Origin of the sequence: Virgibacillus sp. SK37 (assembly GCF_000725285.1) — a bacterium.
Classification (GTDB): domain Bacteria; phylum Bacillota; class Bacilli; order Bacillales; family Amphibacillaceae; genus Virgibacillus_Q.
In genome coordinates, this window is the sequence record NZ_CP007162.1 from 1 (window position 1) to 12068 (window position 12068).

25 protein-coding genes are annotated in these 12068 nt (G+C 38.2%); all 25 read left to right on the top strand.

What is annotated here, in order from left to right; translation table 11 throughout:
• Positions 1-879 (top strand): hypothetical protein, encoded by an 879-nt coding sequence (locus X953_RS19280; RefSeq protein ID WP_052350252.1) that lies wholly within the window; start codon positions 1-3, stop codon positions 877-879.
• Positions 880-1337: 458 nt separating this feature from the next.
• On the top strand, positions 1338-1514 hold the full coding sequence (locus tag X953_RS20125) for a hypothetical protein (RefSeq protein WP_198023350.1): 177 nt from the start codon (positions 1338-1340) through the stop codon (positions 1512-1514).
• Between the two features lie 3 nt (positions 1515-1517).
• The gene (locus X953_RS20130; protein WP_198023351.1) at positions 1518-1655 is read left to right on the top strand and encodes a hypothetical protein; all 138 of its coding nucleotides are present in this window, start codon (positions 1518-1520) and stop codon (positions 1653-1655) included.
• Positions 1656-1801: 146 nt separating this feature from the next.
• Complete coding sequence (locus X953_RS18820; RefSeq protein WP_232217866.1) at positions 1802-1960, top strand: PTS ascorbate transporter subunit IIC; 159 nt, start codon at positions 1802-1804, stop codon at positions 1958-1960.
• A gap of 1 nt (position 1961) precedes the next feature.
• A complete protein-coding gene (locus tag X953_RS18825) occupies positions 1962-2162 on the top strand; it encodes a hypothetical protein (RefSeq protein ID WP_040957252.1) in 201 nt (66 codons plus the stop codon).
• Positions 2163-2227: 65 nt separating this feature from the next.
• A complete protein-coding gene (locus X953_RS20135; protein WP_198023352.1) occupies positions 2228-2404 on the top strand; it encodes a hypothetical protein in 177 nt (58 codons plus the stop codon).
• 41 nt (positions 2405-2445) lie between these two features.
• Positions 2446-2631, top strand: coding sequence for a hypothetical protein (locus X953_RS18830; RefSeq protein WP_040957253.1), 186 nt, complete (start codon positions 2446-2448; stop codon positions 2629-2631).
• A gap of 71 nt (positions 2632-2702) precedes the next feature.
• Positions 2703-3842, top strand: a complete 1140-nt coding sequence (locus tag X953_RS20140; protein WP_040957254.1) for a hypothetical protein — start codon at positions 2703-2705, stop codon at positions 3840-3842.
• A gap of 13 nt (positions 3843-3855) precedes the next feature.
• On the top strand, positions 3856-5361 hold the full coding sequence (locus X953_RS18840) for a DUF4959 domain-containing protein (protein WP_040957255.1): 1506 nt from the start codon (positions 3856-3858) through the stop codon (positions 5359-5361).
• A 3-nt stretch (positions 5362-5364) separates the two neighbouring features.
• Entirely contained in the window at positions 5365-5532 is a 168-nt protein-coding gene (locus tag X953_RS20145; RefSeq protein ID WP_198023353.1) for a hypothetical protein, read from the top strand.
• A 3-nt stretch (positions 5533-5535) separates the two neighbouring features.
• Positions 5536-5985: a hypothetical protein gene (locus tag X953_RS18845; protein ID WP_040957256.1), complete on the top strand. Its 450-nt coding sequence runs from the start codon at positions 5536-5538 to the stop codon at positions 5983-5985.
• The gene (locus X953_RS18850; RefSeq protein ID WP_040957257.1) at positions 5985-6266 is read left to right on the top strand and encodes a hypothetical protein; all 282 of its coding nucleotides are present in this window, start codon (positions 5985-5987) and stop codon (positions 6264-6266) included. Before X953_RS18845 ends, X953_RS18850 begins: the two co-directional genes overlap by 1 nt.
• Positions 6257-6400, top strand: coding sequence for a hypothetical protein (locus tag X953_RS20150; RefSeq protein WP_198023349.1), 144 nt, complete (start codon positions 6257-6259; stop codon positions 6398-6400). Before X953_RS18850 ends, X953_RS20150 begins: the two co-directional genes overlap by 10 nt.
• Positions 6401-6402: 2 nt before the next feature.
• Complete coding sequence (locus X953_RS18855; protein WP_040957258.1) at positions 6403-6795, top strand: hypothetical protein; 393 nt, start codon at positions 6403-6405, stop codon at positions 6793-6795.
• A gap of 19 nt (positions 6796-6814) precedes the next feature.
• Positions 6815-6973 (top strand): hypothetical protein, encoded by a 159-nt coding sequence (locus X953_RS19950; protein ID WP_156958543.1) that lies wholly within the window; start codon positions 6815-6817, stop codon positions 6971-6973.
• Positions 6974-7038: 65 nt separating this feature from the next.
• Positions 7039-7401: a hypothetical protein gene (locus tag X953_RS18860; RefSeq protein ID WP_040957259.1), complete on the top strand. Its 363-nt coding sequence runs from the start codon at positions 7039-7041 to the stop codon at positions 7399-7401.
• Positions 7401-8036 carry an ATPase gene (locus X953_RS18865; RefSeq protein ID WP_040957260.1) on the top strand — a complete coding sequence of 212 codons (636 nt, stop codon included), beginning with the start codon at positions 7401-7403 and terminating at the stop codon, positions 8034-8036. Before X953_RS18860 ends, X953_RS18865 begins: the two co-directional genes overlap by 1 nt.
• Positions 8012-8356, top strand: a complete 345-nt coding sequence (locus tag X953_RS18870) for a hypothetical protein (RefSeq protein WP_040957261.1) — start codon at positions 8012-8014, stop codon at positions 8354-8356. Before X953_RS18865 ends, X953_RS18870 begins: the two co-directional genes overlap by 25 nt.
• Positions 8357-8359: 3 nt before the next feature.
• Positions 8360-8620, top strand: a complete 261-nt coding sequence (locus tag X953_RS18875; RefSeq protein ID WP_040957262.1) for a hypothetical protein — start codon at positions 8360-8362, stop codon at positions 8618-8620.
• A 131-nt stretch (positions 8621-8751) separates the two neighbouring features.
• Positions 8752-9129 (top strand): hypothetical protein, encoded by a 378-nt coding sequence (locus X953_RS18880; protein ID WP_040957263.1) that lies wholly within the window; start codon positions 8752-8754, stop codon positions 9127-9129.
• Positions 9122-10177: an NlpC/P60 family protein gene (locus X953_RS20350; RefSeq protein WP_052350253.1), complete on the top strand. Its 1056-nt coding sequence runs from the start codon at positions 9122-9124 to the stop codon at positions 10175-10177. The genes X953_RS18880 and X953_RS20350 overlap by 8 nt, the downstream gene beginning before the upstream one ends.
• Positions 10178-10190: 13 nt before the next feature.
• Positions 10191-10415, top strand: coding sequence for a hypothetical protein (locus X953_RS18890; protein WP_040957264.1), 225 nt, complete (start codon positions 10191-10193; stop codon positions 10413-10415).
• A 76-nt stretch (positions 10416-10491) separates the two neighbouring features.
• Positions 10492-10686 (top strand): hypothetical protein, encoded by a 195-nt coding sequence (locus X953_RS18895; RefSeq protein WP_040957265.1) that lies wholly within the window; start codon positions 10492-10494, stop codon positions 10684-10686.
• A 183-nt stretch (positions 10687-10869) separates the two neighbouring features.
• Positions 10870-11415: a site-specific integrase gene (locus X953_RS18900; RefSeq protein ID WP_040957266.1), complete on the top strand. Its 546-nt coding sequence runs from the start codon at positions 10870-10872 to the stop codon at positions 11413-11415.
• A gap of 442 nt (positions 11416-11857) precedes the next feature.
• Positions 11858-12061: a hypothetical protein gene (locus X953_RS18910; protein WP_040957268.1), complete on the top strand. Its 204-nt coding sequence runs from the start codon at positions 11858-11860 to the stop codon at positions 12059-12061.
• Positions 12062-12068: the final 7 nt, after the last annotated feature.

The window sequence follows — 12068 nt, forward strand, 5'->3', positions numbered from 1 at the left end:
ATGGCAATGATAAGAACAAAAAAACAAGATAATCCTTTCGTACAACTGGACAAGCATTTTATAAATGATCAAGCTTTGACTTTTAAAGCAAAAGGGATACTAACCTATATACTTTCTAAGCCGGACGGTTGGCAAATAAGGCTTAAAGACCTTGTAAACCATACAGCGGACGGAAAGGCAGCAGTTGCTTCGGGATTAGATGAATTAATGGAACATGGTTATATATTCAAGTACCAGGAGAGACAAGAAAACGGTACTTTTGGCGATTGGGTATATGAAGTTTATGAGAGACCAGAATACAACCCTAAGAAGCTAGAAGGGGAAAATATAATTAAGATGAAAAAGCAAAAAAGAGAAAATAAAAAGAACAAATCAACCGAAAACCGAAAATCAGAATACGGTCAGCCACCGAAAACCGATTTTCCGATTTCGGAAAATCCGGAGTCGGAAAATCCGGAGTCGGAAAATCAGACCTATAGTAATAATGAATTTACTAATAATGAATTTAGTAATAATGATAGTATTAATAATCATCATCATGAAGGCTTTTCAAAGAAACAAAGTGATCTAATTAATGAGTTTGCTTCTAAACATAATTTAAAGATTGATGATGATGTTTTAATAAAACTGGTTAGTAAACTTAAAAACTACAAACCAAACAGCTTAGAGTACATAGAAAAAGTCTATGAAACTATTACAACGAATGTAAGAGAATTTAAAAGCTACAAGGAAAATACTTATAGTGATAATGGAGAGGAATTATTTAAAGAGTGGGAAAGAAAAAATAAAGAGTTAAAAGAAGAACAAAAAAAGAAGTCTCCCGATCAATTAGACCAGGAGAAAGCCGAGATAGAAAAACTACTTAATCAGTATAAATAAAAGCAAAAACCGTGCTGTTTTTAAATATATATATATATATTTATTTATGCACGCCTTCAATGCCCGGGAATGCACCTTACCAAAGTATTTCCTGGACAAAAATAAGGTTAAAAGTTCATTGCTTTTTAAGCTGATTCAATTTTACTTGAAAAAGTTTTGGCATACAATAAAAAAGTTTTGGCATAATATGCTATTTACGTAAGCATATTTACATGGTAAATTTTAACCACAAGCAAATAAGCAATAAAAAATGTTGCAGTCTTAATAAGAGCGCCAACTCTTATGAAGGACTACAAGGTACTCGCAATACCTAGCAGCCGATTACTCACTACAACATATGTCTATAATAATACGAATATGTCTTGTAGTAAAGTAATTAAAAGGGTTTGATATGTATTGCGCCTTCATGGCAGCAATTTATATCAAACCCTTTTTTGCTTTTAAAATGGGGTGAGGGAATGAATGAGCCGCAAGTCACATCACCGATTGACCCAAGGGAAATGACCAGGATAGACACCGGGCAGGGCGAAATACATATTATTCATGAAATGACATTCGGCGATCTACTAATATCTACTTTGTTAATGGCAATCATTATTTTTCTATTAATTAACCGGGTAGCCAGGAGGTACTAGCGAATGTATGAAGTGATTAATGCAACCATGAAAGAAACCGTCCTTATCTATATTGTGTTTATATCCGCCTCGCTTCTAACATTCCCCGTTGTCCAGTTGATCTATACAGCGATTGAAAGGGGTTCAAGTAAATGGAGATAGGCGGTCTTATGGCTCAAGCCTTTAAAATTTTCCTGGGAAACCCCGATGTTATGGCTGTTTTAATCACCTGGGCGGTATTCATTAGCCTTTTTCTAACAGTCATTGAAATTTTCAATAAAACAAAACTGTAAAAGGGGGCTTAATAAGTGAATTTATCCGGGGTTTGGGATTGGATGTTTTTTTGGGATAGTTTTGGTTTCTTCTTAAAAACCGTTGCTTCATTCTTAATGATTATTGTAGCCATAATCGCTGTTGGAATGTTGCTGAAAGTGGTTATTCAAGCAGTGAGAGAGAGTAAATCATAGCATGAAGATAACTTTTTGGAATGATTCTACCATGTCAGAGTTTTGGGGCTACGTGAGAATGCTGTTAGAAGGCATTCAACCGGGTGTAATGTTAGTTGCAGCAGTTGCAGCAGCCGGGCTACTTTTAGGAATTATTGTAAAAGCGTTTAGGAAGTCAGATCAAGACGAGGACGACCAGGACGTGGAAGTTAGGCACTATTAAAACGTTAATAATCGGCATAAAGCCGGTATTATAAAAAATTAAAAACAATTAGGAGGAATTTTATCATGAGTATTGATTGGACAGGTCTTTCTTTACCTTTTAGCGTTACAGATTTAATTACAAGCGGAAACGGTTTACTAGGAATGGTTGGAGCGTTTGTATTGCTAGGACTAGCATTTGTATTCGTACCAAAAGTTATTGCTCTTATTCGTAACTCATTTTCAGCAGCAAAAGGACGTTAAACTACATTTAATTTTAAATTAATCGAAAGGAATGGTTAAACATGGGAGAAACCGGGATTGATTGGTCAGGACTTAGCTTGCCTTTCAGCGTAACGGATTTAATCGCAAGCGGAAACGGACTACTAGGACTAATTGGAGCGTTTGTGTTGCTAGGACTAGCATTTGTATTCGTGCCAAAAGTTATTGCTCTTATTCGTAACTCTTTCACAGCAGCAAAAGGACGTTAATCAAACCGGGTAGGTAGTTAATAAGCTACTCACCCGGTTTTTATATTAGTGAAACGTGGGGTTTTTAATATATGAAAAAGACTTCTATTGTATTGATTCTAACTCTATTGTTAGTACCCGATTTTGTTCATGCTGCAACCATACTGCAACAACCTTATTACGATTCAAGTCGGAATGAATATACATTAATCTATGATGAAAATGTTGTGGGAAAATTTGATATTAAACATTGGGCAGGAACAAGCGCAAGTGGTAGTCCGGATTCGGAAATATCATGGCAGAATGACGGAAGTTGGATAGGAAAGCACTATTTCACATGTAACGGGACGTATGAAGTTAAAGCTTACGATTTTCAAGGGGGATTGCTTGATACTCTTGTTTTTCACCCTACCGAAATAGTAGACCCACCTTGTAAAAGTAGCCCGGAAGGTGGAGACGGGGGAAGCGGCAGCGGCGGAAGTTGTGACAGTTGCGCTTTTATTAATTGCCCGGGTTGGGGCGAATACATGGGGAAAGTTGACCAGATCATAAATAAAATACCTTCTCCGCCAGATTGGGACAAAGTAGCAGAAACTTTCCGGGACACGATAGCGCCCCGGATTAAATCAGATATGGAAAACATGCTAGGGAAAGCCCCGGCATTACCACCGCCACCACCACCAGCGCCGGGGGTAGATGACGGAAACCTACAAGAGCCAAACGGACAAGAAGCGCCAGGGCTTGACGATTCAACATTTAACGGAAATGACATAAAAGATAATGCACCACCTATTAACGAAAGGGACGACCCAACAGGCGGTTGGGATATATTAAACCCTATTGATCAATTGCCGACCCAGGACGAATTTAAGGAGAATGCACCAGATGAAGGCACTGCCGAGTTGCCAGTGGTTCCGGAACCAGACAACCCGGCGCCGACACCACCAGACGAGCCAGTCAATCCGGCGCCAACGCCGCCAGTTGAACCAGACAACCCGGCGCCGCAACCGCCGGACGAGCCGGACAACCAAGCGCCAGTTCCAGGAGATACAGACAGCGCCCCACCAGTACCGGACGATAACACAGGAACAGCGCCCGTCCCTGGAGGGGACACCGGGACACCGCCGACACCTGGAGAAGATAACAACACAGCACCTTTACCAGACCAGGGAGGGACGAATGGGCCGATACCAGGACAGGACAACAGCACCGCACCAATGCCGAACAAATAGAAAGGGTGATTTAATGAAGAAAATAAAAATAACACTTATAATGACTCTACTTTTAGTGTTTGTTATTCCATTTGGGAGTGTTTTCGCGAGTACTAACAAAGACGTGTTCGATTCTCCTTATATTGAATCTAACACCTTAGACCGTAATATTTACGATAATGATGAAAGTACACATTATAGGGTGGGAAATGGTTCAACTTATAACGCTAGAGTCACCTTTAAAAAACCTTTAGCGATTACAGGTTTTGCTTCTGTTATATCTTCTTATGATAATTTTAGTTTGTTATTAGAGTTTTCCGATGGTACTTCATACAACATGGGTAAAGGTAGTAATAATAAAATCTTTGATTCTCCATATTTAGACGTAGTATCTATTGATATAACTTTAACGTCTTTTAATACCAGTAGCATTAAAGATTATTCAGAAATTAGGGAAATGGAAATTTTATACGAAGGGACACCGCCGGCAGATACTACGCCGCCATTAAATATAGAAAACTTTAATTATGACGCTTCAGAAACAACTATTAATTTTAGTTACGACTTACCCAAAGATGAAGATTTAAGTCATATAAATGTATATGTAAACGGGGAAGTTTATAAAGTAACAGGAAATAATTACACGCTTAAAGGGTTGGAAAGTAATAATGAATATGAAGTAACATTTAAAAGCGTTGATATAACAGGCAATGAAAGTGACGGGGTAACGGTTACAGCTAGAACAAAAGAACCGCCGCCACCAGACAAGGACGGGGACGGTATACCGGATAGCGAGGATAAATACCCAGACGATCCGACCAACACACCGCCACCACCAAAGGAAGTTGTTGATCTAAAAGTAAATGCAACAGATGAACGGGTTGATCTTACCTGGAAGAAACCAAAAGAACACTTTGAAAAAGCGAAAGTATATAGAAAAGCTTTAGGAAGTAAAGAAACAGCTTTTAACCTTAATCCATTTGCACCAATGAAAGTTCATGCTGCAACAGATTACAAGCCATTGTTTGAGACGAACGGGACGGAATTCAGCGATTTAAGCGTGGAACCAGAAAAGGAATATTCTTATAAGGTTACTTCCGTTTATGAAGGGCAAGAAAGCCCAGGAGTAACGATACAAACCGCCACACCGCCGCCACCAATGATAGACATGAGCGAAATTGAATTACCTTTCGGCATAGGGGCTTTAATTGAGAGTGGAAACGGGCTTATTGCTCTTGTAGGTGGATTTATCTTGCTTGCATTATCTTTCGTACTTGTACCGAAAGTAATTAAGTTAATCCGGGAGAGTGTAGGAAAAGGCAAAGGAAGTAACAAAGAAGATAAGCTGCAACAAAAATTAATGAAACAGCAGCAAGAAAAAGAAGCAAGACAACCAAGAATAACCGAAGCCAGGGCGAGAGAAATTAAACCGCCAAGAGAAAGCCGGGGCTTACGTATTCCCAGGGAAACCAATAAACCAATTAGGGAAAGCGTAAGAGCGCCGAGAATGACAAGAGAGCCAAGACAAGGAAGGGGGTAAAGCATGAGTGCTGAAATATTGCAAGCGGTTGTTGATATAGTTTTTTCGGGGTATATGCTTTACCTTGCCCCGTTCCTTTTTCTTCTTATGGTTGTCCTATTTGCTGATAGGCTGATAGATTTAGTTACTATTTCCCTGGAGAAAAGCACCGGGCGCCGCAGTAGGTATTAGACAATGGGAATTATAACGGACGCTTTCGGAAAGTTATTTAAGGTGATATGGGACGTTATTTTGTGGATTTATGACGGTATAAGAAACATTATTCAAACGGTAATAGACGTAATTGTTGGCTTTTTCCAAGTGATATTTGATCTTATTGAAGGTATTTTATATTTCCTTTACATGATCGGCGTATTAGCGGTAAAGCTATTTACTTTATTGTTTGAAGTTGGGAAAGTGCTTTGGTCTTTGGTTGTAGGCTTCGGGAGAACCCTAGCAAGTTTAAGTTATTCTCCAAGAGGTTCCGGGGGGAATGGTTATTCTTCTACGATTGGAAAGCTATTTGATAAGTTAGAGCCTTTACAAATAGCGCCAATAGCTTACATATTATTATTTATTCTTTGGTACATTACCGCCATATCCGCAATGAAATTAATCTCTAGCATTAGAGTGGGGGGAAGTTAATGGACGTATTGGGAGCCATTAAAAGTTTTGTAGACAAGATATTTCAGCCGCCTATTGCTTTTCTTGACCTTGCAGCCGATAAACTGCAAAGCGTGCAATTAGTAACAGCCCAGGGTTTGAATATCGGACAATATTTTGCAGTATTCGGAGACTTACCAACGCATTTTCAGTTGGTTGTCTCCTCCATTTTACTATCGAGCGTGCTGTTAGGTTCACTTTTAATGTTTCGATCTGTTATGCGTATTTATTATTCAGTTAAAGAGGGGGTTAAATGGTGGTAGATGCATTTATTTATATGTACTTTGTAGGAGCTGGGACAGCGTTCGGGGTTGCAACAGTTGCCGGAATCTCCTGGAAGGTAGTACAACGCAATAAAAACAAACAACCAAAAAAGAAAAAGATAGGGGTTAGGTAAACATGGGATTGCTTAGAAAAAAAGAAAATGATAGTGAATTTAGCTTTGAAACGAATGATCTTTTAATTGTATTCAACGAAAACAACCGGACAAGTGATATTAATTTTGTTTCGGAAGTAACAGAGGAAGCTGTCACCGTTGACGGACTTTACAAAGTGCCTTTAGGTGATTGCGAAATAACAACAGGCAAGGACGGAAGAAACTTTTTCTATCGAGCGCCAGCCCAAAGCATTACGGAAACGGAGCGATTAGCGCAGCTAGAGCAAAGCATGGTATTAAACCAGATAACAAACTATCAACCGCCAGTAATGCCGAATAGTATTGATTGGGTGAAAGGTTTATTAATTGGATTAATCTTTATTGCGTTTATTGTATTAGCAGTAATTGCAGCATAAAAAAGGAGATGAAACAAAAATGGATACAAGGATACTTGCTTTGATTTATGAATTAAAAGGAATTGTGACAAGCCTTGCCGATCTTGCCGACCTGGAAGAAGCGTATCATAACCCACTAACCGAACGGATCGAGAGCAAGTTGGAACAGATGATTAATTTAGTCGAAGAAAAAGCATAAAAGCCATGTTGCTAGCGGCTTCTCAGACGAAATTAGAATTAAAAAGACGGGGGATAGTTCACTAAATGCAAAATACAGAGGGTAGAAACAACACAGGAAACGCCGACAAGCTGCAAGGGGTTATATCAGACGATCTTTTTCCCCAGGTACAGCATATATCAGATGTTAAACAAGTTATTGAGGAAATGCAGGGGAAATCTCAAAACCTACGAGAGCCACAAATTAAAGCGCTCTTGCTTTTAAAGCGCATGGGGGAGAATACATATCTCCATGGCGAAAAAAACCCGTACAAGCCTATTTATGACTATATTACGAAGCAAGGAAAACAGGACGTTGCAAACCCAGAGTATTACCTGGACACTATCGAAGCTTTAATACCAAAGCCGCCGAAGCCAATTATCATGGCAGAGAAGGGAATGAAGAAGTAATGCACCATATGTTTATACAGGGTGGACTAGGAGCCGGAAAGACATTTTTAATGTCTTTATTGGCTCACCATTGGAAAGAAAAAACCGAGCGCCAGGGCGGAAAAGTAGAGTTATTTTCTAACTATGATCTGTACGATAGTTACCCTATGAGCCATTACAGCGACTGGTACAAGGTAGCAGAAGCCCAGGGAAGTATTGTTTGTTGGGACGAGGCGCAAATGGCATTTAGTAACCGGAAATGGAGCAAATACGGAAATTCTCTTGCTACGGAATTACTAATGTATACCAGGAAAATGCAATCTATACAAATCTATTGCAGCCCGTCTATAAAGAATGTTGATAGTAGAATACGGGACATTGTAGAGGTATTAATAACTACCCGAAAAATAGGAGATAAAGGTTTTCAATTACATTTTATGGACTACCAGACAGGGCAGTTCATGCATACGCAATTTATACCAATGTTTAAGGCAAAAAAAGTATTTAAAAAGAATCTCTATGACACTTTTAATATGGTACAGGGTTTTCCTTTACCAACCACAGAGCAGCAAGGGAAAGAGTTTTTCGAGACATTGAACGATATACACGACAAAGCCAGGGGGAAAAAGAAATGGATTATGCAGACGTCTCACTAATACCGAGCGGTTACAAGGACAAAGACCCACGAAGGCTGCCTTTTCTTTACCCGGAAACCCTAAACATTGTTAGCTATGCAAAAAAGGCGCAAACCTTTTATTTTTATCAATCGTTAGAGGTTGCTGAAGATTTAGCCAAGCGCCAGGGTTTTATATTGCTTCCCTGGTCATGTATTCATTGGCAAAGGGCAAAGCATTACGGGATAGATCGAAAGGTTAAGATCGGCAGGAAGTCATTTTTTCTTATGAAACCGGACGAATTGACCAAAGGAGAAAAGCGCAAGCTGCAAGAATACCTGGAAGAAGTTAAAGGGGGTTAATACATGAGTTATAAACTTGCTGCCAAACTGTATAAGGACACTAGGAAAGTAAAAGGCTTTTCCCAACAGTTACTAGACATGGCTAGGAAGGAATTTATAAATAGAAACATAAACGAGCAAGATTACAGCAAGATGATCGACCTTCTAACTTGCTTGAATCTCCAATCACAAGAAATGTCTTTCGAGGTGGAAAGCTACAAAAATGCTTTAGCCAGGAGCAGAAAAAGAAAGATAGGAAAATATAATATTGATGTTAGAGCGTGATTGTTCGTTTTTTAACGGTTTGGAAGAGCTGCAAGGGATCTCTTTTCCTGGTTATTTTGAGAGAAAACCCAAACGTTTTAATTTTAGTAAATGGTTAAAATCTATTAAAAACCAAACAAGGAGAATAAAAAATGATATTAAACTTAAATAAAACAGAATCGGCAGTATTGCTCTTTCATATGGCAATGATGAGGAAAAGCGCCAGGAATACATTTAAACGAAATAAGCAAGGAAATAGCAAAGAAATGCTTTCTAGTTTTGACGAAATAAAAAACAGCCTGGAGGAATTCATGGAAAACCAGGACGAGCAAGCCGAAGAAGAAAAAAAGAAATACGAATTTCATTACAATATAAACGAAATTATTATGCTTAATGGTTTCATTGGCTCTTATACTGAAAAACTAGAAAAAACGTTGAGTGCTGCCGGTCAGATCGTGGAAGAAGATCGAAAACAGATAGATTGCTTACTTACTATAAAAGATCGGACAGGAAAGCTTTTAAATGCGTAAGATAGCCATGATCACATTATTTTTTATAGTTTTCTCTAGCTTGCAGCATGTTGCAGCTGCAAGCCTAACAGATGAAAAAATAATGTTTGAAAACGAATTGGAAGATATAGCCCAGGAGATCGAGCGAACAGAAGAAAAGGAAAAACTAATACCTTTAAAACAAAAGGAAAACGAATTAAAAGCAACGATAAGCGCCTATGAGAAAGCTATAAACTATTTACCAGGGAAAGCAACCATGCAATTAAATAGCTTTGCTTCTATGCAATTAGGAAGCGACAGCCCACCGCAGGAATACATATCTATTTACCAGGCAGCAGCGAAAAAATATAACATGGATTGGACTTTACTTGCGGCAGTTCACAAGATAGAAACGCAGTACAGCAGTATAAATAATATGGTATCAAGCGCCGGGGCGGTTGGTCACATGCAGTTTATGCCTGCAACATGGGATTTTTACGGGGTGGACGGAAACGGGGACGGACAAGCCGACCCATATAATATAAGGGACGCTATTTTTTCAGCAGCAAACTATTTGAGTGCTTCCGGAGCAAGTGACGGACTTATTAAAAAAGCGCTCTTTGCTTATAATCACTCAACGAAATACGGAAATGATGTATTAACCGTACAAACGAATATTAAACAAGCTTTCACTAAAAACAATATTGATAGTGTGGAGATCGGGAAGCAGTTCATAAATAATTCTATTTATGTATTCGGCGGCGGCAGGAATCAAAGCGACATAGATCGAGGGCGGTTTGATTGTTCCTCATTCGTTCACTTTTCATTAACAAATACGGGTTATGATGTGGGCGCTCTTTCTTCCGTTACTACCGATACACTAAAGAAGCTAGGAAAAAGCGTATCTATTAGCGATATACAGCCCGGCGACCTGGTTTTCTTTGATACGTATAAAAAAGACGGGCATGTTGGTATTTATGCCGGAAAAGGGAAGTTTATCGGCGCACAAGAAAGCACCGGGGTTGCTATTGCAGATATGACAACAGGTTACTGGAAAGAAAAGTTTAACGGGCGAATAAAGCGCCTATAAGGAGATATAAAAAATGATAGCAATAATTATAATGACTATGCTTTTTCTTGCAGCAGCATTATTCATTATTGATATGCAAGATCGAGGGGGTGAAGTCATGACAATTGGGAAGATCAGAACAATTTTATATAAGCTTGCAAAGATACTAGGAGACATAAACGCAGTTAAAAGAGGACGAGTAAAGCAGCGTATTAAAAATAGAGTCATCGGGAAGTTTACAGGGCGACTTTTTAAATAGTTGTGGACGGTCAAACAGCCTTTCTATATAATAGGTATATGCAATATATATACCATTTATAGAAAGGTTGTTATCATTGGGACGAAGGCAAAAAAACTTCAAATTGAGAGAAACAACAATTACGAAATTAGAGAAGCTGCAACAACATTATAACAAAGTCACCAGGAGCACAGACCCTTTTCAAAAGGAGGTAACACAAACGGACATATTAGAGAAATTAATAAACGATCATTACCAGGAATTAAAAGAACAGGGTTATGAAACTTTTTAATAAAGAGGTTAGGAAACACAATAGATATTATGTTTCCTTATAAAAAAAGCTGGAAACCTTGCTACAAAAGGGGTTATAATAAAATACGAACAAATGTTTGTAATTACTAAACAATTAAAGAAACATAACCGATATAAAAGTTTCAAACAAAGAAACAAAACGAATATAAAAGGAGGGGATATTTTGAACGAAGTGCAACCGATCAGAGACCCGGAAGTCATTGAAAAGATGAAACGGGAATTATCCAAAAAAGGCTCACGAAATGAATTTATGTTTGTATTCGGTATTAATACCGGGTTACGAATTAGTGACATGCTTCTCTTGAAGGTTAAAGACGTAAGAGGAAAAGACTTTTTTATTGTGAAAGAAAAGAAAACAGGAAGCATTAAACGTTTTAAAATCAATCAAGAATTATACATACGAATTGATAGTTACACCAGGGACAGGAAAGAGGAAGATTATCTTTTTCAATCTACCAGGGGCAACACACCAATACAACGGGTACAGGCTTATAAGATTTTAAATGAAGCTGCAAGAGCAATTGGACTTAATGAAATTATTGGAACGCACACATTGAGAAAAACATTCGGCTACCATTTTTATAAAAAGACAAAAGATGTTGATATGTTGCAGCGAATATTTAACCACTCAGCGCCTTCTATAACAAAAAGGTATATAGGGGTTAGCCAGGACGAAATAGACCAGGCTTTGGACGATTTTAGCTTATAAAGGTATTAAAAGGGGTTGTTATATATTGTACTTAGAGAGGATTAAGTCAAAGGGAAACTACTATATTTATTTACGCATGTATGATCAAACAATTACTTACAGCAAGAATAAGAAAACTACTCTTTACGGTTTCGGAAGATATGAGAAGGCTATTAAAAACATGAAGAAGTGGGAACGGGACTTTAAACAGTTCCCGGAGGAATTAAAAGCGTTAGGGTGTACCAGGGACGACCTGGGAACGTGGATAAATAAATTAGAGCCACGCCCCCGCAACCGTCAAGTTTATGTCGCCACCTAGGTACAAGGTAAAGTATACCGTTATATTTACACTTTTTACAAGATAATTTTTTTAATAGAATACCCCTTAAATATTATTTTTATGCTTGACTAATATGTTTTTTATATTTATAGTTGAGTTAAATAATACTTAGGGGGTTATTAAATGGGTAAACAAATATTACCGGTTTCTTTTCCTACAGATGTTAAGGAGAAGTTAGCTAAAATGTCAGATGAAACAGGAATTAATCAATCAAACTTAATAAGAATGGCTACTCATAGCATGATCATTAATTATGAGAGCAAAGGCTCTTTTATATTCGCCGATTTACTAAATCCGCAGCATAAAGAAAATCATAAAAAGGGGTAATTAAAAA

Bases quoted from the DNA above. Each gene is read 5' to 3' on its own strand.
- X953_RS20150 (WP_198023349.1), top strand. From the start codon at position 6,257: ATGGTGGTAGATGCATTTATTTATATGTACTTTGTAGGAGCTGGGACA.
- X953_RS18830 (WP_040957253.1), top strand. From the start codon at position 2,446: ATGGGAGAAACCGGGATTGATTGGTCAGGACTTAGCTTGCCTTTCAGC.
- X953_RS18865 (WP_040957260.1), top strand. From the start codon at position 7,401: ATGCACCATATGTTTATACAGGGTGGACTAGGAGCCGGAAAGACATTT.
- X953_RS18875 (WP_040957262.1), top strand. From the start codon at position 8,360: ATGAGTTATAAACTTGCTGCCAAACTGTATAAGGACACTAGGAAAGTA.
- X953_RS20135 (WP_198023352.1), top strand. From the start codon at position 2,228: ATGAGTATTGATTGGACAGGTCTTTCTTTACCTTTTAGCGTTACAGAT.
- X953_RS20145 (WP_198023353.1), top strand. From the start codon at position 5,365: ATGAGTGCTGAAATATTGCAAGCGGTTGTTGATATAGTTTTTTCGGGG.
- X953_RS20350 (WP_052350253.1), top strand. From the start codon at position 9,122: ATGCGTAAGATAGCCATGATCACATTATTTTTTATAGTTTTCTCTAGC.
- X953_RS19280 (WP_052350252.1), top strand. From the start codon at position 1: ATGGCAATGATAAGAACAAAAAAACAAGATAATCCTTTCGTACAACTG.
- X953_RS18855 (WP_040957258.1), top strand. From the start codon at position 6,403: ATGGGATTGCTTAGAAAAAAAGAAAATGATAGTGAATTTAGCTTTGAA.
- X953_RS19950 (WP_156958543.1), top strand. From the start codon at position 6,815: ATGGATACAAGGATACTTGCTTTGATTTATGAATTAAAAGGAATTGTG.
- X953_RS20125 (WP_198023350.1), top strand. From the start codon at position 1,338: ATGAATGAGCCGCAAGTCACATCACCGATTGACCCAAGGGAAATGACC.
- X953_RS18880 (WP_040957263.1), top strand. From the start codon at position 8,752: ATGATATTAAACTTAAATAAAACAGAATCGGCAGTATTGCTCTTTCAT.
- X953_RS18845 (WP_040957256.1), top strand. From the start codon at position 5,536: ATGGGAATTATAACGGACGCTTTCGGAAAGTTATTTAAGGTGATATGG.
- X953_RS18870 (WP_040957261.1), top strand. From the start codon at position 8,012: ATGGATTATGCAGACGTCTCACTAATACCGAGCGGTTACAAGGACAAA.
- X953_RS18825 (WP_040957252.1), top strand. From the start codon at position 1,962: ATGAAGATAACTTTTTGGAATGATTCTACCATGTCAGAGTTTTGGGGC.
- X953_RS18890 (WP_040957264.1), top strand. From the start codon at position 10,191: ATGATAGCAATAATTATAATGACTATGCTTTTTCTTGCAGCAGCATTA.
- X953_RS20140 (WP_040957254.1), top strand. From the start codon at position 2,703: ATGAAAAAGACTTCTATTGTATTGATTCTAACTCTATTGTTAGTACCC.
- X953_RS18910 (WP_040957268.1), top strand. From the start codon at position 11,858: ATGGGTAAACAAATATTACCGGTTTCTTTTCCTACAGATGTTAAGGAG.
- X953_RS18840 (WP_040957255.1), top strand. From the start codon at position 3,856: ATGAAGAAAATAAAAATAACACTTATAATGACTCTACTTTTAGTGTTT.
- X953_RS20130 (WP_198023351.1), top strand. From the start codon at position 1,518: ATGTATGAAGTGATTAATGCAACCATGAAAGAAACCGTCCTTATCTAT.
- X953_RS18850 (WP_040957257.1), top strand. From the start codon at position 5,985: ATGGACGTATTGGGAGCCATTAAAAGTTTTGTAGACAAGATATTTCAG.
- X953_RS18860 (WP_040957259.1), top strand. From the start codon at position 7,039: ATGCAAAATACAGAGGGTAGAAACAACACAGGAAACGCCGACAAGCTG.